The organism is Mycobacterium sp. 852002-30065_SCH5024008, from assembly GCF_001665645.1.
GTDB lineage: Bacteria > Actinomycetota > Actinomycetes > Mycobacteriales > Mycobacteriaceae > Mycobacterium > Mycobacterium paraffinicum.
Genome location: NZ_LZSZ01000168.1, coordinates 35,283 through 59,212 on the forward strand (window position 1 = coordinate 35,283; position 23,930 = coordinate 59,212).

Genomic DNA, 23,930 nt, shown 5'->3' on the forward strand with positions numbered 1-23,930 from the left:
CCGCCGAGGGCAGACACGCCGCAAGAACGTGCAGTACGACCCGCTATGGTGTGAATGCAGGCTGCACAAAGTTACCGAGTAGTAACACGACCGTGCGCTGCTAAACGCGTACTGAAAGTCTCGTGGTCGAATGCTGCGAGGCTCCTTCAATAGGAGGACGAACCACACTCATGACGAACATCGTGGTCCTGATCAAGCAGGTCCCAGACACCTGGTCGGAGCGCAAGCTGAACGACGGCGATTACACGCTGGACCGCGAGGCTGCCGACGCGGTGCTGGACGAGATCAACGAGCGCGCCGTCGAAGAGGCCTTGCAGATTCGCGAGCGGGAGGGCGGCGACGGTTCGGTGACCGTGCTGACCGCGGGCCCCGAACGCGCCACCGAGGCGATCCGCAAGGCGCTGTCGATGGGCGCCGACAAGGCCGTCCACCTCAAGGACGACGGCATGCGCGGTTCCTGCGTGGTGCAAACCGCATGGGCGCTGGCGCGCGCGCTGGGCACCATCGAGGGCACCGAGCTCGTCATCGCCGGTAACGAGTCGACCGACGGCTCCGGCGGCGCCGTGCCGGCCATCATCGCCGAGTACCTGGGCCTGCCGCAGCTGACCCACCTGCGCAAGCTGTCCATCGAGGGCGGCAAGATCACCGGCGAACGCGAGACCGACGACGGCGTGTTCACGCTCGAGGCGTCGTTGCCCGCGGTGGTGAGTGTGACCGAGAAGATCAACGAGCCGCGCTTCCCGTCCTTCAAGGGCATCATGGCGGCCAAGAAGAAAGAGGTCACGGTGCTGACCCTCGCCGAGATCGGCGTCGAAAGCGACGAGGTCGGGCTTCAGAACGCCGGGTCGACGGTGCTGTCGTCGACGCCGAAGCCGCCGAAGACCGCGGGTGAGAAGGTCACCGACGAGGGTGAGGGCGGTAACCAGATCTCCCAGTACCTGGTTGGCCAGAAGATCATCTAGACGAGCACCCATCCCACAGACGAGAAGAGCGAAGAAACCATGGCTGAAGTTTTGGTGCTCGTTGAGCACGCCGAAGGCGCACTGAAGAAAGTCACCTCCGAATTGATCACCGCCGCCCGCGCGCTGGGCGATCCGGTCGCGGTCGTCGTCGGCAAGCCCGGAACGGCCGCGCCGCTGGTGGACGGGTTGAAGGAGGCGGGTGCCGCCAAGATCTACGTCGCCGAGTCCGACGACGCCGAGAACTACCTGATTACGCCGGTGGTCGACGTGCTGGCCGCGCTGGCCGAGTCGAACGCGCCCGCCGCCGTCCTGCTTTCCGCCAACGCGGACGGCAAGGAGATCGCGGGCCGCCTCGCCGCCCGGATCGGATCCGGCCTGCTGGTCGACGTGGTTGGCGTCCAGGAAGGCAACAAGGCGGTGCACTCCATCTTCGGTGGGGCGTTCACCGTCGAGTCGCAGGCCAACGGCGACACCCCGGTCATCACGGTGCGCGGTGGCGCCATCGACGCCGAGCCGCAGGCCGGCGCCGGCGAGCAGGTGACCGTCGAGGTACCCGCGCCCGCGGAGAACGCCACCAAGATCACGGCCCGCGAGCCGGCTGTCGCCGGCGACCGGCCGGAGCTCACCGAGGCCACGATCGTGGTGTCCGGTGGTCGCGGGGTCGGCAGCGCGGAGAACTTCAGCGTTGTCGAGGCCCTGGCCGACTCGCTGGGCGCCGCCGTCGGTGCGTCGCGCGCCGCGGTCGACTCCGGCTACTACCCGGGCCAGTTCCAGGTCGGCCAGACCGGCAAGACGGTGTCGCCGCAGCTCTACATCGCGCTGGGCATCTCGGGAGCCATCCAGCACCGCGCGGGCATGCAGACGTCCAAGACCATCGTCGCGGTCAACAAGGACGAAGAGGCGCCCATCTTCGAGATCGCCGACTACGGCGTGGTGGGCGACCTGTTCAAGGTCGCTCCGCAGCTGACCGACGCCGTCAAGGCACGCAAGGGCTGAGTCGCTTAGCCCAAGAGCCCCCGACACCAATGTGTCGGGGGCTCTCGCGTATCAACTCGAATTCGACAGCGCCGGTCCACGTCGCCCCATCGATCAGAGTGTGCTGCTCGGTCAGCCTTGCGGCGATGCGCCCAACGCGATTGCGCGCACCGTCACATCGGGCCGGTGTCACTCGGGCGTGGAGCGCCGACGCGGGGCCGGCTCGTCGCCAGCGCTCGACCGGGCCACCGCGGCGACTGCCAATGCTTCGCGCGCGGCCCTCGAGCGTTCGCACACGACGCGAGCCGACTCGCGGGCCTCCCGCGCCCGCGCGATGGCGTCGGCCATGCCCTGCATGGGCACCGTCTCCTCGGCGGCACGGCGCCGGGCGCTGGCGCGGTGGGATTTCTGTCGGCACGCCCCGCTGCAATAGTGTGCGTCAGCGCGACCGTAGAAGGCCGTGCCGCACTCCCAACACTGCAAGCGGCACGCAGCCATAACGGCAGGGTACGGCTATTCGTAACGCGTAGCAACATTGGGGCAGCCCGCACTTTTAACTGATAGAGTGGGTTTTCTACGAAAAAGACTCCACCCCCAGACGGTGACTTGCCCAGCCCAGCAAACATTTTGTCAGCTGGGGCTTCGACTATCTTTCCGGCCGCCGGGCGTCAGTCGGGGAAGGTCGGGAGATGCGCGAAGACGAGGGTAAATCGGCTTTTAGGCTGCGTCGCCCCGATTATCTCAGCCGGATGCATGAGCAACTCGACGAGTTGGTTGCCGACCGTCAGCAGATGGCACAGCTGCTGCAAGTGGCGATCGAGATCGGCTCCGATCTTGAACTGGACGCGATGTTGCACCGCATCGTGGCCGCGGCGATAGGCATGACCGGCGCCCGTTATGGGGCCATCGGGGTGTGGGGCTCGGAGGGATTCCTGTCGTCCTTCGTGCACAGCGGAATGGAATCCGACACGGTGCGGCTGGTCGGTCATCTGCCGGTGGGCAAAGGGGTGCTCGGCGCCCTCCGCGACCGCACCGAGCCTCTGCGCCTGACCCAGCTGTCCGACCATCCGACCGCCGTTGGGTTCCCCGAGCACCACCCACCGATGGGGGCCTTCCTTGGCATGCCCGTCATCATCCGCGGCGCGGTGTTCGGCAGCCTGTATGTCACCGACGACCGGCCCGGGCGCGCCTTCAGCGAGGCCGACGAGATCACTGTGCAGGCGCTGGCGTCGGCGGCATCGGTGGCCATCGACAACGCCCGGATGTTTGACCGGGTCCGTGCGGGCGCCCGATGGACCGACGCCAGCCGCGAGATCAGCACCGCCCTGCTCTCCGAGTCGCGACCGGATCTGCCACCGCTGCAACTGATCGCCGAACGGGCAGCGGAGCTGACGGACGCCGAGCAGACGATCGTCCTGGTACCGGCCGACCCCGAACAGCCAAGCGATGAAGTAGATTGCTTGGTCATCTCCGCGGCGGTCGGCCTGCACGCCAATGAGGTTCTCGGGCAAGAGCTTCCGGTCCACGGATCCACCACTGGCGAGGTGTTTCGGTCCGGTCGGCCCCTGCTCACCGAGGCGTTTCGCCGTCCCATCCCTGCATTCACCGACGTCGGCGAGCGACCAGCGATCCTGATGCCACTTCGCTCCGATCAGCAGACGCTGGGCGTGATCGTGGTGGCCCGCAATACCGACGCGCCCCCCTTCGACGAAGAGCATCTCGAGCTCGTTCGCGACTTCGCCGACCATGCCGCGATCGCGCTCACGCTGGCTAGCGAACGACGCAACGCGCGGGATCTGAACGTGTTGGTCGATCGGGAACGCATCGCCCGCGATCTGCACGACCAGGTCATCAGCCGCGTCTTCGCCGTCGGCCTGGAACTGCAAGGCGTCGTCGCCCGCCTCCGCTCACCGCAACTCGCAGCGCGGGTGACCCAGTCGGTGGACGAGTTGCAGGCCGTCATCGGCGACATTCGGCGCACGGTCTTCGATCTGCAGCACCCGTCGGCGCGGCGGCGCAGTCTTGCCGAGCGCGTTCAGGACGCGTTCGCGCGCCTCACCGACGACGACAACGAGGGGACGACGCTGCGCATGGCGGGGACGATGACCGCGGTCAGCGACGAACTTGCCGAAACCGCCGAATCCGTCGTCAGCGAAGCGCTCGGCAATGCGGTGCGGCACTCGCGCGCCGCGACTATCGCCGTCGAGGTCGCCGTCACCGATGAGCTGCTCATCGAGATCACCGACGACGGGCGGGGCGCCGCCTTGGATCAGCACTCCTGCGGCGGGCTGGACGATATCGCCCGCCGCGCCAAAGACCTCGGCGGCAATTGCGCGATCACCAGTCCGGCCGGGGGCGGCACCCGCGTCCGCTGGAGCGCGCCGTTGCAGAATCCCTGACCCCGCACGCGGTCGGAGATGACCCGCTAGACAAATGTTTTCCCCGCCGTTGACCAGCTGTTTCTTTACCCCAGATTTCGCCACAGTTCGTCATCTGACGTGCACCGACATGTCACGGCCCCGATGCCGACTAGCTCATCGGCTCGGCCACGTTGTGTGTCATGAGCATTGCTTCTGTCCTCATACCCAGTGACAAACCGGAAAGCCCGGTGGCCGGCTCGCCCGCCGGGCCCCGCTACTCGCTCTTGCTGTCCACCGACGCCAGCATGATCGAGGCCGCGCAGCGGCTCCGGTACGACGTGTTCACCAGTACGCCCGGCTTCGCACTGCCGGCAAACGACTTCCAGCCACGCGACGTTGACAGGTTCGACGAGCACTGCGACCACCTGCTGGTCCGCGACGATGACACCGGCGAGCTGGTGGGTTGTTACCGCATGCTGGCCCCGGCAGGCGCGATCGCGGCCGGAGGCCTCTACACCGCGACGGAATTCGACATCCGTGCTTTCGACCCGCTCAGGCCGTCGCTGGTGGAGATGGGACGCGCGGTGGTGCGCGAGGGTCACCGCAACGGCGCCGTTGTACTGCTGATGTGGGCGGGCATCCTGGCCTACCTGGACCGCTACGGCTACGACTACGTGACCGGCTGCGTGTCGGTGCCCATCGGGGGAGATTCCGACGACCCGGAAAACCGCGCGCCGGGCCGTCAGCTACGCGGCGTCCGCGACTTCATCCTGAGCCGGCACGCCGCCCCGGCGCAGTACCGGGTGCGTCCGCACCGGCCGGTGATCATCGACGGGAAGGCCCTCGACGACATTCCGGCCCCCACACGGCCGTCGGTCCCGGCGCTGATGCGCGGCTACCTGCGGCTGGGCGCCCAGGTGTGCGGCGAGCCCGCGCACGACCCCGACTTCGGGGTGGGCGACTTCTGCGTCCTGCTGGACAAGCGGCGGGCCGATACCCGATATCTGAAGCGGCTGCGCTCGGTGTCGGCGGCCACGCAGCTGGCAGGCGGCGACCGATGAACACCCCCGCCCGCACCGGGCACTCCTGGTTACCGCGCGCATCGTGTGACGCCGGTTGTGTAAGTCTCGGCGAGGTGGCCGCATCGCCGCCGCTGTTGGTGGCGCTGCGGGTGACGCTTCGCGTCATGCTGGCGCTGCTGCTGGCGCCGGGGGTGATGCTGCTGGCGATGCCGCTGCCGGGCCGGACCCGCGTGCAGCGCATCTATTGCCGGATGGTGTTGCGCTGTTTCGGAATCCGGATCACGGTCACCGGCAGCCCGATACGCAACCTGCGCGGGGTCTTGGTGGTCAGCCCGCACACGTCCTGGCTCGACGTCTTCGCCATCGGGTCGGTGTTGCCCGGTTCGTTCGTCGCCCGGGCCGATATGTTCACCGGGCCCGCCACGGGGATCGTGGCCCGCATCCTGAAGATCATCCCGATCGAGCGGTCCAGTTTGCGGCGGCTGCCCGCCGTGGTGGACACCGTCGCCCGCCGGCTGCACGACGGCCAGACGGTCGTGTGCTTCCCGGAGGGCACCACCTGGTGTGGGCGGGACCGTGGGGCGTTCTACCCGGCGATGTTCCAGGCCGCGATCGACGCCGGCCGTCCGGTGCAGCCGCTTCGGCTGGCCTACCACCACGTCGACGGCAGCGTCTCGACCGTGCCGGCCTTCGTCGGCGACGAGACGCTGATCGGGTCCATCCGCCGGCTGCTCGCCGGTCGTCGCACGCTGGCGCGGGTGCACGTCGAATCTCTGCAGCTCCCGGGGACCGATCGGCGAGCGCTGGCCAGCCGCTGCCAGTCGGTGGCGGGCGTCGGCGCAACCCGGACCGCTGGTCTCGGGCCCGTGCTGGTGGCCTCCTAGTCGAATAGCGACTCCGGAGGCCCTTCGACCAGCCGGTATCGTGGGTCGCGTCATGGTCTACCTGGATCACGCGGCCACCACGCCGATGCACCCCGCCGCCGTCGAGGCGATGACGGCGGTGCTCGGCACTGTCGGCAACGCGTCCTCGCTGCACACCAGCGGCCGGACGGCGAGGCGGCGCATCGAGGAATCTCGCGAGCTGATCGCCGACCGGCTGGGCGCCCGTCCGTCCGAGGTCATCTTCACCGCGGGCGGGACCGAAAGCGACAACCTGGCGGTCAAGGGCATCTATTGGGCCCGCCGCGACGCCGAACCACGCCATCGGCGCATCATCACCAGCGAGGTGGAACACCACGCCGTCTTGGACTCGGTGAACTGGCTCGTCGAACACGAAGGCGCCGAGGTGACCTGGCTGCCGACCGCCGCCGACGGCTCGGTGTCGGCGACCGCGCTGCGCGAGGCGCTGCGCGGCCACGACGACGTCGCCCTGGTGTCGGTGATGTGGGCCAACAACGAGGTCGGCACCGTCATGCCGGCCCCCGAGCTCGCCGCCGTCGCGGCCGAATTCGGGGTTCCGATGCACAGCGACGCCGTGCAGGCGGTGGGGCAGCTGCCGGTGGCCTTCGCCGCCAGCGGGCTCTCGGCGATGAGCGTGGCCGCGCATAAATTCGGCGGCCCTCCGGGCGTGGGTGCGCTGCTGCTGCGCCGCGACGTGGCGTGTGTGCCGCTGGCCCATGGGGGCGGCCAAGAGCGCGACATTCGTTCCGGCACCGCCGATGTCGCCGGCGCGGTCGGCATGGCGGCCGCGGCCCGCATCGCGGTGGACGGCCTCGAGGCGAACAGCGTGCGGCTGCGGGCGTTGCGCGATCGCCTAATTGAGGGAGTGCTGACTGGCATCGAGGACGTCGGCCTCAACGGTGCCCGCGACCCGCTGCGGTTGCCCGGCAACGCGCACTTCACCTTCCGCGGTTGTGAAGGTGACGCGCTGTTGATGCTGTTGGACGCCAACGGAATCGAGTGTTCGACCGGGTCTGCGTGCACCGCCGGCGTCGCGCAGCCGTCGCACGTGTTGCTCGCGATGGGGGCCGACCCGACCAGCGCCCGCGGGTCCTTGCGACTTTCGTTGGGGCACACCAGTGCCGACTCCGACGTCGATGCGGTGTTACGGGTGCTGCCCGCGGCGGTGGACCGCGCCCGCCGGGCCGCACTGGCCGCCGCGGGGGCTCCTTAAGTGAAGGTCCTCGCCGCGATGAGCGGTGGCGTCGACTCGTCGGTCGCCGCCGCCCGCATGGTCGACGCTGGGCACGACGTGGTCGGCGTGCACCTGGCGCTGTCGACCGCGCCCGGCACGTTGCGCACCGGCTCGCGGGGGTGCTGTTCCAAAGAAGACGCCTCGGACGCGAGCCGCGTCGCTGATGTCCTCGGAATCCCTTTCTACGTCTGGGATTTCGCCGAAAGATTCCAGGCGGACGTGATCGACGACTTCGTATCGTCATACGCGCGCGGCGAAACGCCCAACCCCTGCGTGCGGTGCAACCAGCGGATCAAGTTCTCGGCGCTGTCGGCGAAAGCTCTTGCGCTGGGCTTCGACACGGTGGCCACCGGCCACTACGCCAGGCTGTCCGGCGGGCGGCTGCGCCGCGCGGTCGATAGCGACAAGGACCAGTCCTACGTGCTTGCCGTGCTGACCGCCGACCAGCTACGCCACGCCACGTTCCCGATCGGCGACACCCCCAAGGCGCAGATCCGCGCCGAAGCCGCCCGTCGCGGCCTCGCGGTCGCGGAAAAGCCGGACAGCCACGACATCTGCTTCATCCCTTCCGGGAATACCCGGGCATTCCTGGGCGAGCGCATCGCGGTCCGCCGCGGCACCGTCGTCGGCGCCGACGGCGCGGTGGTCGCCGAGCACGACGGGGTGCACGGCTTCACCATCGGCCAGCGCAAAGGCCTGGGCATCGCCGGGCCGGGGCCCGACGGCCGCCCGCGCTACGTGACGGCCATCGACGCCGACACCGCGACCGTGCGGGTGGGGGAGGCGGCCGACCTCGACGTACGCGAGTTGCGGGGGCGCGAGCCGGTCTTCACCGCGGGACGGCCGCCGTCTGGTCCCGTCGAGTGCGTGGTGCAGGTGCGGGCGCACGGTGAAACCGTAGGTGCCGTAGCGGAATTGGTCGATGACGAGCTGGTCGTGCGGTTGCGCGCCCCGCTGCGCGGCGTCGCGTGCGGTCAGACGCTGGTGCTGTACCGCCCCGACTCGGACGGTGACGAGGTGCTCGGCAGCGCCATCATCGCCGACACCGCGCGCTAGTTCGGCACGTTCGCGACGATGTTCGTCATCACGATGTCGGACACCGATTGCGCAAAGCCGCAGAACGTGACCTCCAGAATGGCCACCGAACGCAGCCGGTAGTCGCGGCCGCAGCCGCCCGGCCGCAGGTGCAGTGAACCGGCGTCGGCCGTCCAGTCGCCGACGTATTGCTGCCCGGACGAGTCGTTCGCGCAGTCCCCGACCGTGCTCACCAACGCGCCGAACGCGCGCTGTGCGGTGTCGGCGTCCCGGTAGGCCGCGGCCCCTTCAGAAATCAGCGCGCCGTCGGGCGGGTCCTGGAAGGTCGTTTTGTGGAACTCTTCGACCTCGGGCCCGAACGTCGCCGTCTCGGCGTAGATGAATCGGCATTCGTGCGGCGTGGTGTCGGCGAGCGCGTCGATGTCAACCAGGCTGGTGCCGTCCATGGAGGGGATGATCGTGAGGTGCTCGCCGGCGCCGGTGATCGCGCGCATCCGCGACTGGTCCAGCAGGACCGTGTCGACATTGACCCCCTGCACGGCCCTGCGCGGGGCACCGAATCCGGCCACCGCCGCGCCGTCCACCACCCGGGTGCACGCGGCAGCCAGCACCACTGCCCCGCACCACAGCAGCGGCCGTGCCAATCTCGCCATCCGCGACACGTTTCGCACCCTTCTGGCGTCGAACCTACCCGTGCGGCCGCGCGGCAGACACCCCTGGCCACGGGCGTCCGAGGTGGCGTCGAATACGGTTGGGCGGGTGAGTGTTTTCGCGAGCGGCAGCGGCATCGGGTCGTGGCCCGGCATCAAGCCCCGGGAGGCCGCCGAGGTCGTCGTCGGGGAGCTGGCCGGCGGGCTGCCCCACATCGTCGAGCTGCCCGCCCGCGGAGTGGGTGCGGACATGCTCGGCCGGGCCGGCGCGCTGCTGATCGATGTGGCCATCGACATCGTGCCGCGCGGCTATCGCGTTGCCGCTCGGCGGGGGGCGGTCGTCCGCCGCGCGGTCAGTCTCCTCGAGGAGGACATGGACGCACTGGAAGAGGCCTGGGAGGTAGCCGGCCTGGGCGGTGCCGACCGCGTCCTCAAGGTGCAGGCTCCCGGGCCGATCACGCTGGCCGCCGAGCTCGAGCTGGCCAACGGCCACCGGGCGATCACCGACGCCGGCGCCGTGCGGGATCTGGCGGCGTCGTTGGCCGAAGGCGTCGCCGCCCATCGCGCGGCGCTGGCCCGCCGCCTCGAAACACCGGTGGTGGTGCAGTTCGACGAGCCGTCGCTGCCCAGGGCATTGGGCGGGCGGCTGGGCGGTGTGACGGCGCTGAGCCCGGTGGCCCCGCTCGACGAAGCGGTGGCCGTCGCCCTGCTCGACACCTGTGTCGCCACCGTCGGAGGCGAGGTGCTGTTACATAGTTGCGCCCCGGAACTGCCGTGGAAGATGTTGCAGGACAGCAGCTTTAATGCGGTTTCGGTTGACACCAACACCTTGGTCGCGACGGATCTCGACGGTATCGCCGCCTTCGTCGAATCGGGCCGCACGGTGATGCTGGGTGTGGTTGCCGCCAGCGCACCGCCACGGCGGCCGTCGACCGAAGAGGTGGCCGCCGCGCTCGTTGCGGTGACGGATCGGCTCGGCTTCGCCCGCTCGGCGTTGCGCGACCGCATCGGCGTCACCCCGGCGTGTGGCCTGGCCGGTGCGACGCCCGAGTGGGCCCGCCTGGCGATCGAGCTGGCCCGCAAGGCGGCCGAGGCGTTCGCCAAGGATCCCGACGCCATCTGAAAGGCAACCAAAATATTGCGCTTTTTCTGGTGGCGTGATGGACTCATAGGCAACCAGGAGGTTGCGTATGAGGATTGAGAAGAGCGTGACGCTGCGCGCACCGTTGGATCGGGTATGGCGGGCCATCAGCGACGCCGACGAGTTCGGCCGCTGGTTCGGCGTCCGCTTCGACGGGCCATTCGTCGCCGGGACTTCGGTCGCCGCGGTGATCAGCCCGACCACGGTCGACGACGAGGTCGCCAAGCGTCAGGAGCCGCACGCCGGGGTGAAAAGCACCTGGCACATCGTCGCGGTCGAGCCGCAGCGGCGGTTCGCCTATCGCTGGCATCCCTTCGCCGTCGACCCGGACGTCGACTACGAGCGAGAGCCGACCACGCTGGTCGAGTTCACCTTGTCGGAGGCTCCCGATGGCGTGCTGCTCAGCATCACCGAATCCGGATTCGAAGACATTCCCGAAGCGCGCCGCCCGTCCTCGTTCGAGGCCAACGCCGAGGGGTGGGCTATCCAGTCGGGCCTGGTGCGCAGGTATCTGGAAGAAGCCCGCGAATGAGTGGTCGCGTCGCCGTGGGCGCGCCGTTCTTCGACGCACTCGGTGATCCGAACCGGCTGCGCATCATCGTGCGGCTCTGCGATCTGGGCCCGAGCTCGACATCGCAGCTCACCGGCGTCATCCCGGTCACCCGGCAGGCTGCCAGCAAACACCTGCAGCTGCTGGAGTCGGCGGGTTTGGTGACCAGCAGCAAGCGGGGTCGCGAGCGTGTCTGGGCGGTGCGGACCGCTCCCTTGGCCCAGGCCAGTGACTACCTCACCGCGTTGTCGCGCCGGTGGGATGCGGCGGTGGACCGGCTGCGGGCATACGTGGAGGACTGAGTCGGGAGTGTCGGCGTTCTCGGATAGCCTGCGAGGGTGAGCTCACCAGAAGCTGATTCGGTGGCGCCCGAGGTCCGGCGACAGTGGCAGGAACTGGCCGATGAAGTCCGCGAACACCAGTTCCGCTACTACATCAAGGACGCGCCGATCGTCTCCGACGCCGAATTCGACAAGATGTTCAACGAACTTGTCGCGCTGGAGGACCGTTACCCGGAGCTGCGGGTTCCGGATTCGCCGACGCAGCTGGTCGGCGGGGCGGGCTTTGCCACCGACTTCACCGAGGCCGAGCACCTCGAGCGCATGTTGAGCCTCGACGACGTGTTCGACCGCGACGAGCTGGTCGCCTGGAGCAACCGCGTCGAGAACGAGATCGGCCGTGAGCCGCACTACTTGTGCGAACTCAAGATCGACGGGGTGGCGTTGTCGCTGGTGTACCGTGACGGCCGGCTGGAACGGGCCGCCACGCGCGGCGACGGCCGGGTGGGCGAGGACGTGACGCTCAATGCGCGCACCATCGACGACGTGCCCGAGCGGCTCACTGCCAGTGCCGATTTGCCGATTCCCGCCGTGCTCGAGGTGCGTGGCGAGGTCTTCTTCATGCTCGCGGATTTCGAGGTGCTCAACGCCAGCCTGGTCGAGGACGGCAAGGCGCCGTTCGCCAATCCGCGTAACAGCGCGGCCGGTTCGCTGCGCCAGAAGAACCCGGCGGTCACCGCCCGTCGCAAGCTGCGAATGATCTGTCACGGCATCGGCCGCACCGACGGGTTCGCGCCCAAGACGCTGCACGAGGCCTACACCGCGCTGAAAACCTGGGGCCTGCCGGTGGCCGAAGAGACTGCGCGCGTGCGTGGCCTCGCCGCCGTGGAGGACCGGATCGGGTATTGGGGTGAGCACCGCTATGACATCGACCACGAAATCGATGGCGTGGTGGTCAAAGTCGATGACTTTGCGCTGCAGCGCCGGCTGGGAACGACGTCGCGGGCGCCGCGCTGGGCGGTCGCGTACAAGTATCCGCCCCAGGAGGCGCAGACCAAGCTGCTCGACATCCGGGTGAACGTCGGACGCACCGGCCGCGTCACACCATTCGCCTTCATGACCCCGGTGAAGGTGGCCGGATCGACAGTGGGGCTGGCCACCCTGCACAACGCCGCCGAGGTCAAGCGCAAGGGGGTGCTGATCGGCGACACGGTGATGATCCGCAAAGCGGGCGACGTGATCCCGGAGGTGCTCGGTCCCGTCGTCGACCTCCGGGACGGGTCCGAGCGCGAATTCGTCATGCCCACAACGTGTCCCGAATGCGGAACCACGCTGGCGCCCGCCAAGGAGGGTGACGCCGACATCCGCTGCCCCAATGCCCGGTCCTGCCCGGCGCAGCTGCGCGAGCGCGTCTTCCACGTCGCCGGCCGCGGAGCGCTCGACATCGAGGGGCTGGGCTACGAGGCGGCCATCGCACTGTTGAAGGCCGGGGTGATCGCCGACGAGGGCGACCTGTTCACCCTCACCGAGGAAGACCTGTTGCGCACCGAGCTTTTCCGGACCAAGGCCGGCGCATTGTCCGCCAACGGCAGGAGGCTGCTCGACAACCTGGACAAGGCCAAGTCGGTGGCGCTGTGGCGCGTCCTGGTGGCGCTGTCGATCCGGCATGTCGGTCCGACCGCCGCGCGCGCACTGGCCACCGAATTCGGCAGCCTGGAGGCGATCATGTCGGCGTCCACCGAGCGGTTGGCCGCGGTCGAGGGCGTCGGACCGACGATCGCGGCCGCGCTGACCGAGTGGTTCACCGTCGACTGGCACCGCGCGATCGTCGACAAGTGGCGGGCCGCCGGGGTGCGGATGGCCGACGAGCGCGACGCCAGCGTGCCCCGCACCCTGGAAGGGCTGACGATTGTCGTCACCGGTTCGCTGGCCGGTTTTTCGCGCGACGACGCCAAGGAGGCGATCATCGCGCGCGGGGGAAAGGCCGCCGGTTCGGTGTCGAAGAAGACCGATTTCGTCGTCGCCGGGGATGCACCGGGATCCAAGTACGACAAGGCGATCGAGCTGGGCGTGCCGGTCCTCGACGAGGACGGCTTCCGGAAGCTGTTGGCCGAGGGCCCGCCGGAAACACCGGCGGGCTAGGCCGATGAGCGGTCGCTACGGCGATTCCACCCGCAGCCTCAAAGCGGCCAGCCCGCAGGCGATTTCGGGACAACCGGTGGCGCCGCAGGCGGTGCTGGCCGCCACCTACCACCTATCCAGCGACGAAACCGGTGCGTCGGACGGCTACGGCCGCAGCTCGAATCCCACATGGCGGCAAGCGGAGTCGGCGCTCGCCGAGCTGGAGGGGGCGACCGGCGCGCTGGTGTTCGGCTCGGGTATGGCGGCCATCGGCGCCGTTCTGCGGGCGCTGGCGACGCCGGGATCGGCTCTGGTGGTGCCCGCCGACGGCTACTACCAAGTGCGCCGCTTGGCCAGGGAAGACCTGGCGCCCGCGGGTGTGACCGTCATCGAGGCATCGATCTCGCAGATCTATGACGCCGCCGCGGCCGCGGACGTGGTGCTGGCCGAAACTCCCACCAACCCGGCGTTGGATGTGATCGATCTGCACCGGTTGGCCACCGTCTGCCGTGGTCGCGGCGCGCGCTTGATCGTCGACAACACCGCCGCCACCCCCTTGGGTCAGCAGCCGCTGTCGCTGGGCGCCGACGCGGTGGTGGCCAGCGCCACCAAGGCGTTGTCCGGTCACAGCGACCTGCTGGCCGGCTACGTCGCCACCAACGATCCCGAGTTGCTCGCCGGCGCGGAGCGCCAACGACTGCTCGCCGGTGCGATCCTGGGCGGGTTCGAGGCGTGGCTGCTGTTGCGCAGCTTGGCAAGTGCCGGTCTGCGCTTCGAGCGTCAATGCCAGAACGCCCGGGCGGTGGCGACGATGTTGGCCCGCCACCCCGCGGTCCGTGCGGTGCGCTACCCGGGGTTGGCCGAAGACCCGGCGCATCGCGTGGCCATGGTTCAGATGCGCCGGTTCGGCGGTCTGGTCTCGGTCGAATTGGCCGACGCCGCCGCGGTCCACGCCCTCGTCGACAACAGCGAGCTGCTCGTCGCGTCCACCAGCTTTGGCGGCCTCCACACGTCGGTGGACCGCCGCGCACGCTGGGGCGATCACGTCGCCGACGGGTTCGCGCGCATCTCGCTGGGCATCGAAGACACCGACGATCTGGTCGCCGACATCGAGCAGGCGCTCACCGCTATCCGGTCATAAAGTGGCCCGCATCGCCGCACCGGTCCTATCGTGGGCGCTATGACGCAGACGGCCGAGGAGTGCACGCAGGCATCGCCGTGGTCACCTCGCGAGGCCGAGATACTGGCGGTGACCCTGCGGCTGCTGCAAGAACACGGCTATGACCAACTGACCGTCGAAGCCGTGGCCGGTGCCGCCCACGCCAGCAAGGCAACGGTGTACCGGCGGTGGCCCTCGAAGGCCGAGCTGGTCCTGGCCGCCTTCATCGAAGGCGTACGCGAGGTGGCGCTTCCGCCGAACACCGGCACTCTGCGAGGCGATCTGTTGAGCCTGGGGGAGACGTGCGGTCAGCACGGCACCGAGCACGCCAGCACCATTCGCGCGGTGATGGTCGAGGTGTCGCGGCACCCGGCGCTCAACGACGCTATGCAGGAGCAATTCCTCAAGCAGCGCAAGGCGCTGATTCAGCATGTGCTGCACCAGGCCGTCGACCGCGGTGAGATCAGCGAGGAAGTCATCACCGACGAACTCTGGGACCTGTTGCCGGGGTACCTCATCTTCCGGTCCCTCATCCCCGGCCGGCCACCCACCCGCCGCACCGTGCAAGCGCTAGTCGACGGGTTCCTCATCCCGGGTCTGACCAGAACCACCGCGTAACGCGGGGTTAACCCGCCGAGACGGAATGTGTACGCTCGCGTCTCTTGTACAGTACGGTCCCGTACCGTACTGTCATACCTGTCGATCACGCCCGTCCCGCCGGCAGTCGCCGTCGGTTCGGGGGTGATGGTGTCGCCCGATGATCGAAAGGTGAACGGGTGAAGGGGATTTCGTTGACTGCCCTCGTCAGACGCGGGTGGATGGTGATGGTGGCGGTGCTGGTCGTTGTGCTCGCGGGATTCGCCATCTATCGCCTGCACGGAATCTTCGGTTCCCAGAGCAAGACCTCCGCCGACAGCGGCCTGGCCAACGAGATCGTCCCGTTCAACCCCAAGCAGGTGGTGCTCGAGGTCTTTGGCACGCCCGGCGCAACCGCGACCATCAACTACCTTGATGTCAACGCCCAGCCGCAGCAAGTCAAGGACGCCCCGTTGCCGTGGTCGTTCACGATCACCACAACAGAGCCCGCGGTCATCGGCAACGTCGTCGCACAGGGCAACGGAGACAGCCTCGGCTGCCGCATCACCGTCAACGGGGAAGTGAAAGACCAACGCACCGTTGACAAAGCCGACGCCTACACCTTCTGCCTGGACAAGTCTGGATGAATCCACCATGAGCAACCACGAACAGTCGCGGGCCCGCGTCCCTCGCACCATCCGCCGGCTCGCATTGCCCATCCTGCTGTTCTGGGTGGCGCTGGCCGCGATCACCAACATCGCGGTGCCGCAGTTGGAAGAGGTTGGTAAGACGCACAATGTGGCGCTGAACTCGCCCGACGCTCCGTCGCTCAAGGCCATCAAGCGCATCGGTGAAAAGTTCCACGAGTTCGACACCGACAGCTCGGCCATGATCGTGCTGGAGGGCGACAAGCCGCTCGGCGCGGACGCGCACCGTTTCTACGACGAGATGATCCGCCGGCTCGAGCAGGACAAAAAACACGTCGAGCATGTCCAGGACTACTGGGGCGACACCCTGACCGCGGCGGGGTCGCAGAGCAGCGACGGCAAGGCCGCTTACGTGCAGGTGAACCTTGCCGGTAATCAGGGCTCGGCGTTGGCGAACGAGGGCGTCGGGGCGCTGCGCGACATCGTCGAGCGCATGAAGCCGCCGCCCGGCGTCAAGGCCTACGTGACCGGCGCGGCGCCACTGATCTCCGACCAGTTCGATGTCGGCAGCAAGGGAACCGCGAAGGTCACCGCGATCACCGTCGGTGTGATCGCGCTGATGCTGTTTTTCGTCTACCGTTCGGTGCTCACCACGCTGCTGGTGCTCGCCACGGTCCTGATCGAGATGTCGGCCGCGCGGGGGCTGGTCGCATTTCTCGGGAACGCCGGGGTCATCGGGTTGTCGACGTATGCGACGAATCTGTTGACGCTCTTAGTGATTGCCGCGGGCACCGACTACGCGATATTTTTCGTCGGCCGCTACCAGGAAGCGCGCGGAACCGGTGAAGACCGCGAAAGAGCTTTCTACACCATGTATCACGGCACCACCCATATCGTGCTGGGATCTGGGCTGACCGTGGCCGGCGCGGTCGCGTGTCTGAGCTTCACCCGGCTGCCGTACTTCCAGAGTTTGGGTATTCCTGCCGCGCTGGGCATCCTCGTCGCCCTGTTCGCCGCGCTCACCCTGGGGCCTGCGATCCTCACCCTGGGCGCCAGGGTGGGCATCTTCGACCCCAAGCGGGCGGTCAGAACCCGCGGCTGGCGGCGGATCGGCACCGCCATCGTGCGCTGGCCCGGTGCCGTTCTCGCCGCGGCCTGCGCGCTGGCCCTGGTGGGTCTGATCGCCTTGCCCGGATACAAGACCAGTTATGACACTCGTCCCTACATGCCCGCCAGCGCGCCGGCCAATGTCGGCTACACCGCCGCCGAGAAGCATTTCTCGCGGGCCCGGCTGGAGCCCGAATTGCTCATGGTCGAAACCGATCACGACATGCGTAACCCGGAAAGCATGCTCATCCTGGACAAGGTGGCCAAGGCGGTATTTCACGTTCCCGGCGTCGCGCAGGTGCAGACCATCACCCGTCCCTTAGGCACCCCACTGGTCCACAGCTCGCTCGCGTTCGTGGTCAGCAATTCCAGCGCGGCGCAGCAGGAAAACCTTACCTATCAACGAGATCGGGCCGAGGATGCGCTCAAGCAGGCCAATGAACTGAACAAAACCATCAACATCCTCAGACAGCAATACGTATTGCAGCAGCAGCTGGCGAACACCACGCACGACGAAACGCAAAGCTTCCACGACACTCTCGGCACAATTCAGGATCTGCGCGACAAGATCGCCAACTTCGACGATTTCTTCCGGCCGGTGCGAAGTTACTTCTATTGGGAAAGGCATTGCTTCGACATTCCCATCTGCTTCGCGTTCCGATCACTCTTCGACGCGCTCGACGGCATTGACCAACTCACCGAAAAGTTTGAAGGCCTCACGGCTTCGCTCGACAAGCTCGATGCGCTGCAGCCGAAACTGGTGGCGCTCATACCTCCGCAGATTGACAGCCAGCAGACCAATCGCGATCTGACGTTGGCCAATTACGCCACGCTGTCCGGCATTTACGCGCAGACCGCGGCCGCGATCGACAATGCGACGGCGTTGGGGCGGGCCTTCGACGCCGCCAAGAACGACGACACCTTCTACCTGCCGCCCGACGTTTTCAACAACCCCGACTTCAAGCGCGGGCTGAAACTGTTCCTGTCGCCCGACGGCAAGGCCGCACGCATGATCGTCACACACGAAGGAGATCCCGCGACGCCAGAGGGCATTTCGCACATCGATCCCATGGCCAAGGCCGCGCGCGAGGCCCTGAAGGGCACGCCGATGGCGGGCGCGGGGATCTATCTCGGTGGGACCGCCTCGACGTACAAGGACATCCAGGACGGCGCCAAGTACGACCTGATGATCGTGGCGTTCGCCGCGCTGAGTCTCATCCTGCTGATCATGATGATCATCACGCGCAGCCTGATCGCCGCGCTTGTCATCGTGGGCACCGTTGCCCTGTCGCTGGGCGCCTCGTTCGGGTTGTCGGTTCTGGTGTGGCAGTACCTCTTCGGCATCCAGTTGTATTGGGTCGTGCTCGCACTTGCCGTGATCCTGCTGCTGGCGGTCGGATCCGACTACAACCTGCTGTTGATCTCACGCTTCAAGGAAGAAATTCAAGCCGGCCTCAACACCGGCATCATCCGCGCGATGGCGGGCTCCGGATCGGTGGTCACCTCGGCGGGCATCGTCTTCGCCGTCACCATGTGTGCGTTCGTGTTCAGCGGTTTTCAGGTTCTCGGTCAGATCGGCACGACGATCGGCCTCGGCTTGCTGTTCGACACGCTGATCGTGCGCTCATTCATGACGCCCTCTGTCGCAAAAATTCTCGGGCGGTGGTTCTGGTGGCCGCAGCGGGTGCGTCCTCGCCCGGCGAGCACCATGCTGCGGCCCTATGGCCCGCGGCCGGCGGTTCGACAGCTGCTGCTGTGGGACGACGACGACCATGCGGTGCTGGCGCGATCGAACTCGCAGGCGTGCTGATCTAGCGCGGTCGCAACCGTCGCGGCGCCACACCCTGTGGATGTCGCCGGACCGGTCAGTAGGATGCGTCCGACGACCGCTTGGTCTCCCTCGTGGCAGAGCGGGCGGGGCGATCGTAGGTTGCCGACCAATCCGACGGGCAACCGTCACCCGAATCGACTCTTCGCGAGGTTCTCCCATGCATGTCGCACTTTTCACCGATCTTCACCCCGACGGCCTCGGGGGGACGCAGGTTTCGGTGGCCACTCAGCGTCGTGCGCTCGAACAGTATGGGCACCGGGTCACGGTCTTCACGGCACCGATGCCCGGCGCGGTCGATCCAGACCCCTGCGTCGTCGAATTGAAGCCGGTGCCCGTCATCGACCCGATCATGCGCAAATTGGGCAGGCATGAGGACTTTGTTCTGGTGTGGCCCTCCAAGGCGAATCGCGCGATCATCGACGAGGCGTTCGGCAGCCGAGGACCCATCGATATCGTGCACACCCAGGGTGACTTAGGTGTGGCGATAGCCGGCGTGGAAGCCGCTCGCCGGCATGGTATTCCGGTGGTTCAGACCAAACACACTCGCTACGACACGTATTTCGAGCAAGCCACCCCGGCCCCGCTCTTCCTGGCGATGTTGGTCAGTCGGGTGCAAAAGCGATACCTCGCGCAGGAATTCCACCTGACCCCCGAAAAGGAAAGTGCGGCTTCCCGACTGGCATGGCGGTTCATGGTTGCGAACGCACAAGCTGTGGACCACCAGATCACACCGACGCGGCATTTTGCGCGGTCGCTGGCCAGACGCGGGGTGACCCGTCCAATATCGGCGATTTCCAACGGCTTTGACGATGACGTCGTCGACCGGGCCCGGACGGCCGTGGTTGGCGCCTTGTCGGACGACGAGCCGCTCCGACTCGTCTGGTGTGGGCGGCTATCGTCGGAGAAGCGGGCTCTCGAAGCGATCGAGGCCGTCGCCCAGGTCGACAACTGCAGACTCGACATCTATGGCCAGGGCCACCTCGAGGCGTCGATGAAAAAACTCATCCACTCCGCGGGACTCTCTCACCGAATCCGCCTGCACGGCCGGGTCGACCGCGAAGCCTGCCTGGTCGCGATGGGATCGAGCGATGCGCTGCTGTTCACCTCATATGATTTCGACACCCAGGGGCTCGTCCTGCTGGAAGCGGTGGCCATGTCGTCGCCCGTCATCTACTGTGACCCCGCGCTGAGCGAAACCGTTCCGGAAGGGGGAGGCATCCTGGCCGCCGACCCGTCCCCGTCCGCACTGGCGGCGGCGATTCGTGCGCTCTCCTCGGACCGCGACCGATTGCGGGAAATGTCCGGCGTCGCCACCGAGCACCGCGACAGCGGCCGTCAATCCGTGCAAACCGAGAAGATCATCGCCATCTACAACAGCCTGTTGGACCCGGTGCCCGCGTAGCCGGCGTTCAGCGCAGCATGGTGGCCACGATCCCGGCCAAATAGCCGAGGCGAGCCACCTCCGAAGGCCGAAATTCCGGGCCCGGGCGGCCGAGCACAACCGCCGTGTGCGGATCGCCCAGCGGGGCGGCGACCATCGTGGTGTCCATGTCGCGCCACGCCTGTGGCACCCACTCGCCGGTGCTGTCCAGCGTCGCGGCCCGTTCGATGGGCAGCCACGGGGCGGAATCCGCCCGCGTCTCCGGCGTACCCGGGCTGAAGGCCAGGCGCTGCAGCTCATCGCCGGTGCTGCGCAGCACGGTGCACCAGCTGACGCGCAGCACCCTGGGCGCCTCGTTGGCCAGCACCTGTAGCCGCGACGCCTTGTCGCCCGCCGCGGCGACGTGGTCGAGCAGCTCGAGCTCGCGATGCGCTTCCAACAATCCGGTGTGCGGGCGCACGCTCTCCACCCGGACGCCGGAAAGCGACTCGGCGGCGGTGATCAGCGTGTCCGGCATCGCCCCCAGCGGCAACTCGATCACCAGGTCGTCGATCGCGTACCCCGCGCTGCGCTCGACCACGTCGAGCGACAGGATGTCGGCGCCCACCGAACCGAGCGCCAGGGCCAGCGAGCCCAGGCTGCCCGGGCGGTCGACCAGCTCGATGCGCAACAGATACGACGGCACGGCCAACACTGTTACACAGCGATGCGTGGACTGCATTTCTGCGCAGAACCAACGGGCCTGAACCCGCCCGCACACTCGCGGCTAGGCTTTCGTGTCGTGTCTCAGATCTCCCGCGACGAGGTGGCGCACCTGGCCCGGCTGTCCCGGTTGGCGCTGACCGATAGCGAGCTCGACAGCTTCGCCGGCCAGCTCGACGCCATCCTGACCCATGTCAGCCAGGTGCAGGCGGTCGACGTCACCGGCGTCGAAGCGACCGACAACCCGCTCAAGGACGTCAACGTCACCCGCCCGGACGAGCCGACCCCCTGCCTGACCCAGCGGGAGGCGCTGGCCGAGGCGCCCGAGGCCGCCGATGGCCGCTTCGCCGTGCCGCAGATCCTGGGAGGCAGCGAGTGAACGACGTCATCCGCGCCGACGCCGCGACCCTGGCCGCCCGGATCGCCGCCAAGGAGCTGTCGTCGGTCGAGGTCACCCAGGCGTGCCTGGACCAGATCGCCGCGACCGACGACCGGTATCACGCCTTCCTGCACGTGGCCGCCGACGAGGCGCTGGGCGCGGCGGCCGTGGTCGACGAGGCGGTGGCCGCGGGGGAGCGGCTGCCGTCACCGCTGGCCGGGGTGCCGCTGGCGCTCAAGGACGTCTTCACCACCGTCGACATGCCCACCACCTGCGGCTCCAAGATCCTCGAAGGCTGGCGTTCCCCCTACGACGCCACCATCACCATGCGGTTGCGTGCCGCGGGCATCCCGATCCTCGGCAAGACCAACATGGACGAATTCGCGATGGGTTCGTCGACGGAGAACTCCGCCTACGGGCCCACCCGTAACCCGTGGAACCTCGACCGGGTGCCCGGCGGGTCCGGCGGAGGCAGCGCGGCGGCATTGGCCGCATTCCAGGCGCCGCTGGCCATCGGATCCGACACCGGCGGCTCGATTCGGCAGCCGGCGGCGCTGACGGCGACGGTCGGCGTCAAACCCACCTACGGCACGGTGTCGCGCTACGGGCTGGTGGCGTGCGCGTCGTCGTTGGATCAGGGCGGCCCGTGCGCGCGCACGGTGCTGGACACCGCGCTGCTGCATCAGGTGATCGCCGGGCACGACCCCCGCGATTCCACGTCCGTCGACGCCGCGGTGCCCGATGTCGTCGGGGGCGCCAAGGCGGGTGCGGCCGGTGACCTCAAGGGTGTGCGCGTCGGCGTCGTGAAGCAGCTGCGCGGCGACGGCTACCAGCCGGGAGTGCTGGCCTCGTTCGAGGCGGCCGTCGGCCAGCTGACCGAACTGGGCGCCGAGGTGAGCGAAGTCGACTGCCCGCACTTCGAATACGCGCTGGCCGCCTACTACCTGATCCTGCCGTCGGAGGTGTCGAGCAACCTGGCCCGCTTCGACGCGATGCGCTACGGGCTGCGCGTCGGTGACGACGGGACGCACAGCGCCGAGGAAGTGATGGCGCTGACCCGCGCCGCCGGTTTCGGGCCGGAAGTCAAGCGCCGCATCATGATCGGCACCTACGCGCTGTCGGCCGGTTACTACGACGCCTATTACAACCAGGCGCAGAAGGTACGCACGCTGATCGCTCGCGACCTCGACAAGGCGTACGAGTCCGTCGACGTGGTCGTGTCGCCCGCGACCCCGACCACCGCCTTCGCGCTCGGCGAGAAGGTCGACGATCCGCTGGCGATGTACCTGTTCGACCTGTGCACGCTGCCGCTGAACCTGGCCGGCCACTGCGGCATGTCGGTTCCGTCGGGGTTGTCGCCCGACGACGGCCTGCCCGTCGGGCTGCAGATCATGGCGCCGGCGCTGGCTGATGACCGCCTGTACCGGGTCGGCGCCGCCTACGAGGCCGCACGCGGCCCGCTGCCATCCGCCATCTGACCTTTCGTCGCCGTGCGAGTGGCGGGCAGGGCAAGATGAGGGCATGCGGATCGGAGTTCTCACTGGAGGCGGCGACTGCCCGGGGCTGAATGCCGTCATTCGGGCGGTAGTGCGCACCTGCGACGCCCGGTACGGCTCGTCGGTGGTCGGTTTCCAGGACGGGTGGCGCGGGTTGCTGGAAAACCGGCGCATCCAACTGCAGAACGACGATCGCAATGACCGGCTGTTGGCCAAGGGCGGCACGATGCTGGGGACCGCCCGGGTGCATCCCGACAAATTGCGGGCCGGGCTCGACCAGATCAAGCAGACTCTGGACGAAAACGGCATCGACGTCCTCATTCCGATCGGCGGCGAAGGCACCCTGACGGCCGCCCACTGGTTGTCCGAGGAGAACGTTCCCGTCGTTGGGGTGCCGAAGACCATCGACAATGACATCGATTGCACCGACGCCACTTTCGGCCACGACACCGCGTTGACGGTGGCCACCGAAGCCATCGACCGCCTGCACAGCACCGCCGAATCCCATCAGCGGGTGATGCTGGTGGAGGTGATGGGCAGGCACGCCGGCTGGATCGCGCTGAACGCCGGCCTGGCTTCCGGTGCGCACATGACGCTGATTCCCGAACAGCCCTTCGATGTGGAGGAGGTGTGCCGGTTGGTCAAACGCCGCTTCCAGCGCGGGGATTCGCACTTCATCTGCGTGGTCGCCGAGGGCGCGAAACCCGTCCCCGGCTCGATATCGTTGCGCGAAGGCGGGATTGACGAGTTCGGCCACGAGAAGTTCACCGGCGTCGCGGCCCAGCTGGGCGCCGAAGTGGAGAAGCGGATCAACAAGGACGTCCGGGTGACCGTGCTGGGCCATGTCCAGCGCGGCGGGACGCCGACGGCCTACGACCGGGTGTTGGCCACCAGGTTCGGCGTCAACGCCGCCGATGCCGCGCACGCGGGCGAATACGGCCAGATGGTGTCGCTTCGGGGGCAGGACATCGGGCGGGTGGCGCTGGGCGACGCGGTCCGCCAGCTCAAGCTGGTGCCGGAGAGTCGCTACGACGACGCCGCCGCCTTCTTCGGGTGATCCCGGCCGGTTCGGCAAACGGCGGGTGGCTTTGTGCTGACGCCGGCCTGAATTTGCCCGACGCTTGACCAGCTTAGGACCGGTCGGCGCAAATTCGTGGTTTCCGAACTGGTCCTCAGCGGTTATACCGGAGGTGTGAGCAACCGCGGTTCGGTTCGCGGAGTCGTTCAGCATCCTGCGCCGTCGGCGGGGCCACCGGGCCCGCCGGTCAGTCCGGCGCAGCCACCTCGGCGCGTCGACGCCGATCGGGCGGCCGCCACAGTGCCGCAGGCCCAGCGCTCGGATCCGTCCATCCGCCGTCCGCCGTTCAAGCCGCCGCCACCCCCGCCCTCTTATACACATCTGACGCTGCCGACGATCGCATA

At 68.0% G+C, this 23,930-nt stretch carries 22 protein-coding genes and 1 pseudogene; 20 read left to right on the top strand and 3 right to left on the bottom strand.

The window, feature by feature from the left end; genetic code table 11:
- Nucleotides 1-170: 170 nt before the first annotated feature.
- On the top strand, nt 171-962 hold the full coding sequence (locus A5781_RS20325) for an electron transfer flavoprotein subunit beta/FixA family protein (RefSeq protein ID WP_067210745.1): 792 nt from the start codon (nt 171-173) through the stop codon (nt 960-962).
- A 39-nt stretch (nt 963-1,001) separates the two neighbouring features.
- Complete coding sequence (locus A5781_RS20330) at nt 1,002-1,958, top strand: electron transfer flavoprotein subunit alpha/FixB family protein (protein WP_067210748.1); 957 nt, start codon at nt 1,002-1,004, stop codon at nt 1,956-1,958.
- A 168-nt stretch (nt 1,959-2,126) separates the two neighbouring features.
- Here A5781_RS20330 and A5781_RS20335 read toward each other — a convergent pair whose 3' ends face one another.
- A complete protein-coding gene (locus A5781_RS20335) occupies nt 2,127-2,435 on the bottom strand; it encodes a hypothetical protein (RefSeq protein ID WP_067210752.1) in 309 nt (102 codons plus the stop codon).
- 251 nt (nt 2,436-2,686) lie between these two features.
- On the opposite strand from A5781_RS20335, the gene A5781_RS20340 reads away from it, so the two are divergent.
- The 5 genes from A5781_RS20340 (at nt 2,687) to mnmA (ending at nt 8,511) form a co-directional block, all read left to right on the top strand.
- A complete protein-coding gene (locus A5781_RS20340; protein ID WP_231990764.1) occupies nt 2,687-4,336 on the top strand; it encodes a GAF domain-containing protein in 1,650 nt (549 codons plus the stop codon).
- Nucleotides 4,337-4,497: 161 nt separating this feature from the next.
- Nucleotides 4,498-5,358 (top strand): GNAT family N-acetyltransferase, encoded by an 861-nt coding sequence (locus tag A5781_RS20345; protein WP_067210760.1) that lies wholly within the window; start codon nt 4,498-4,500, stop codon nt 5,356-5,358.
- A complete protein-coding gene (locus tag A5781_RS20350) occupies nt 5,355-6,203 on the top strand; it encodes a 1-acyl-sn-glycerol-3-phosphate acyltransferase (RefSeq protein ID WP_067210764.1) in 849 nt (282 codons plus the stop codon). Before A5781_RS20345 ends, A5781_RS20350 begins: the two co-directional genes overlap by 4 nt.
- 52 nt (nt 6,204-6,255) lie before the next feature.
- Nucleotides 6,256-7,434 (top strand): cysteine desulfurase family protein, encoded by a 1,179-nt coding sequence (locus A5781_RS20355; protein ID WP_067210768.1) that lies wholly within the window; start codon nt 6,256-6,258, stop codon nt 7,432-7,434.
- Nucleotides 7,435-8,511, top strand: coding sequence for a tRNA 2-thiouridine(34) synthase MnmA (mnmA, locus tag A5781_RS20360; protein WP_067210772.1), 1,077 nt, complete (start codon nt 7,435-7,437; stop codon nt 8,509-8,511).
- Here the strand turns inward: mnmA and A5781_RS20365 are convergent.
- Complete coding sequence (locus tag A5781_RS20365; RefSeq protein WP_067210775.1) at nt 8,508-9,143, bottom strand: sensor domain-containing protein; 636 nt, start codon at nt 9,141-9,143, stop codon at nt 8,508-8,510. The genes mnmA and A5781_RS20365 overlap by 4 nt on opposite strands.
- Nucleotides 9,144-9,249: 106 nt before the next feature.
- Between A5781_RS20365 and A5781_RS20370 the strand changes: the two genes are divergently transcribed.
- From A5781_RS20370 to A5781_RS20410, 9 genes are all read left to right on the top strand, one after another.
- Complete coding sequence (locus tag A5781_RS20370; protein ID WP_067210778.1) at nt 9,250-10,263, top strand: methionine synthase; 1,014 nt, start codon at nt 9,250-9,252, stop codon at nt 10,261-10,263.
- Between the two features lie 67 nt (nt 10,264-10,330).
- Complete coding sequence (locus tag A5781_RS20375) at nt 10,331-10,813, top strand: SRPBCC family protein (protein WP_067210782.1); 483 nt, start codon at nt 10,331-10,333, stop codon at nt 10,811-10,813.
- Complete coding sequence (locus tag A5781_RS20380; RefSeq protein ID WP_067210786.1) at nt 10,810-11,133, top strand: helix-turn-helix transcriptional regulator; 324 nt, start codon at nt 10,810-10,812, stop codon at nt 11,131-11,133. Before A5781_RS20375 ends, A5781_RS20380 begins: the two co-directional genes overlap by 4 nt.
- A gap of 36 nt (nt 11,134-11,169) precedes the next feature.
- Nucleotides 11,170-13,251 (top strand): NAD-dependent DNA ligase LigA, encoded by a 2,082-nt coding sequence (ligA, locus tag A5781_RS20385; RefSeq protein WP_067210789.1) that lies wholly within the window; start codon nt 11,170-11,172, stop codon nt 13,249-13,251.
- 4 nt (nt 13,252-13,255) lie between these two features.
- On the top strand, nt 13,256-14,371 hold the full coding sequence (locus A5781_RS20390; RefSeq protein WP_067210793.1) for a cystathionine gamma-lyase: 1,116 nt from the start codon (nt 13,256-13,258) through the stop codon (nt 14,369-14,371).
- A gap of 39 nt (nt 14,372-14,410) precedes the next feature.
- Nucleotides 14,411-15,007, top strand: a complete 597-nt coding sequence (locus A5781_RS20395; protein WP_067210797.1) for a TetR/AcrR family transcriptional regulator — start codon at nt 14,411-14,413, stop codon at nt 15,005-15,007.
- A gap of 173 nt (nt 15,008-15,180) precedes the next feature.
- Nucleotides 15,181-15,612 carry an MmpS family transport accessory protein gene (locus A5781_RS20400; protein WP_369817771.1) on the top strand — a complete coding sequence of 144 codons (432 nt, stop codon included), beginning with the start codon at nt 15,181-15,183 and terminating at the stop codon, nt 15,610-15,612.
- A 7-nt stretch (nt 15,613-15,619) separates the two neighbouring features.
- Entirely contained in the window at nt 15,620-18,529 is a 2,910-nt protein-coding gene (locus A5781_RS20405; RefSeq protein WP_067210804.1) for an RND family transporter, read from the top strand.
- A gap of 178 nt (nt 18,530-18,707) precedes the next feature.
- Nucleotides 18,708-19,952: a glycosyltransferase gene (locus A5781_RS20410; RefSeq protein WP_067210807.1), complete on the top strand. Its 1,245-nt coding sequence runs from the start codon at nt 18,708-18,710 to the stop codon at nt 19,950-19,952.
- Between the two features lie 7 nt (nt 19,953-19,959).
- Here the strand turns inward: A5781_RS20410 and A5781_RS20415 are convergent, their stop codons facing one another.
- On the bottom strand, nt 19,960-20,616 hold the full coding sequence (locus A5781_RS20415; RefSeq protein WP_156622499.1) for an amino acid-binding protein: 657 nt from the start codon (nt 20,614-20,616) through the stop codon (nt 19,960-19,962).
- A 96-nt stretch (nt 20,617-20,712) separates the two neighbouring features.
- Between A5781_RS20415 and gatC the strand changes: the two genes are divergently transcribed.
- From gatC to A5781_RS26360, 4 genes and pseudogenes are all read left to right on the top strand, one after another.
- Nucleotides 20,713-21,012 carry an Asp-tRNA(Asn)/Glu-tRNA(Gln) amidotransferase subunit GatC gene (gene gatC, locus A5781_RS20420; RefSeq protein WP_067210815.1) on the top strand — a complete coding sequence of 100 codons (300 nt, stop codon included), beginning with the start codon at nt 20,713-20,715 and terminating at the stop codon, nt 21,010-21,012.
- The gene (gene gatA / locus A5781_RS20425) at nt 21,009-22,490 is read left to right on the top strand and encodes an Asp-tRNA(Asn)/Glu-tRNA(Gln) amidotransferase subunit GatA (protein WP_067210818.1); all 1,482 of its coding nucleotides are present in this window, start codon (nt 21,009-21,011) and stop codon (nt 22,488-22,490) included. The genes gatC and gatA overlap by 4 nt, the downstream gene beginning before the upstream one ends.
- A 43-nt stretch (nt 22,491-22,533) precedes the next feature.
- Entirely contained in the window at nt 22,534-23,565 is a 1,032-nt protein-coding gene (locus A5781_RS20430) for an ATP-dependent 6-phosphofructokinase (RefSeq protein WP_067210821.1), read from the top strand.
- Nucleotides 23,566-23,700: 135 nt separating this feature from the next.
- A pseudogene (locus tag A5781_RS26360) lies at nt 23,701-23,930 on the top strand (hypothetical protein); the annotation flags it as partial.

Excerpts from the sequence above, each read along its gene's own strand:
- A5781_RS20355 (WP_067210768.1), top strand. The coding sequence starts at position 6,256 with ATGGTCTACCTGGATCACGCGGCCACCACGCCGATGCACCCCGCCGCC.
- A5781_RS20330 (WP_067210748.1), top strand. The coding sequence starts at position 1,002 with ATGGCTGAAGTTTTGGTGCTCGTTGAGCACGCCGAAGGCGCACTGAAG.
- A5781_RS20335 (WP_067210752.1), bottom strand. The coding sequence starts at position 2,435 with ATGGCTGCGTGCCGCTTGCAGTGTTGGGAGTGCGGCACGGCCTTCTAC.
- A5781_RS20365 (WP_067210775.1), bottom strand. The coding sequence starts at position 9,143 with ATGGCGAGATTGGCACGGCCGCTGCTGTGGTGCGGGGCAGTGGTGCTG.
- A5781_RS20350 (WP_067210764.1), top strand. The coding sequence starts at position 5,355 with ATGAACACCCCCGCCCGCACCGGGCACTCCTGGTTACCGCGCGCATCG.
- A5781_RS20405 (WP_067210804.1), top strand. The coding sequence starts at position 15,620 with ATGAGCAACCACGAACAGTCGCGGGCCCGCGTCCCTCGCACCATCCGC.
- A5781_RS20345 (WP_067210760.1), top strand. The coding sequence starts at position 4,498 with ATGAGCATTGCTTCTGTCCTCATACCCAGTGACAAACCGGAAAGCCCG.
- A5781_RS20430 (WP_067210821.1), top strand. The coding sequence starts at position 22,534 with ATGCGGATCGGAGTTCTCACTGGAGGCGGCGACTGCCCGGGGCTGAAT.
- A5781_RS20375 (WP_067210782.1), top strand. The coding sequence starts at position 10,331 with ATGAGGATTGAGAAGAGCGTGACGCTGCGCGCACCGTTGGATCGGGTA.
- A5781_RS20410 (WP_067210807.1), top strand. The coding sequence starts at position 18,708 with ATGCATGTCGCACTTTTCACCGATCTTCACCCCGACGGCCTCGGGGGG.
- A5781_RS20395 (WP_067210797.1), top strand. The coding sequence starts at position 14,411 with ATGACGCAGACGGCCGAGGAGTGCACGCAGGCATCGCCGTGGTCACCT.
- A5781_RS20340 (WP_231990764.1), top strand. The coding sequence starts at position 2,687 with ATGCATGAGCAACTCGACGAGTTGGTTGCCGACCGTCAGCAGATGGCA.
- A5781_RS20380 (WP_067210786.1), top strand. The coding sequence starts at position 10,810 with ATGAGTGGTCGCGTCGCCGTGGGCGCGCCGTTCTTCGACGCACTCGGT.
- A5781_RS20325 (WP_067210745.1), top strand. The coding sequence starts at position 171 with ATGACGAACATCGTGGTCCTGATCAAGCAGGTCCCAGACACCTGGTCG.
- A5781_RS20390 (WP_067210793.1), top strand. The coding sequence starts at position 13,256 with ATGAGCGGTCGCTACGGCGATTCCACCCGCAGCCTCAAAGCGGCCAGC.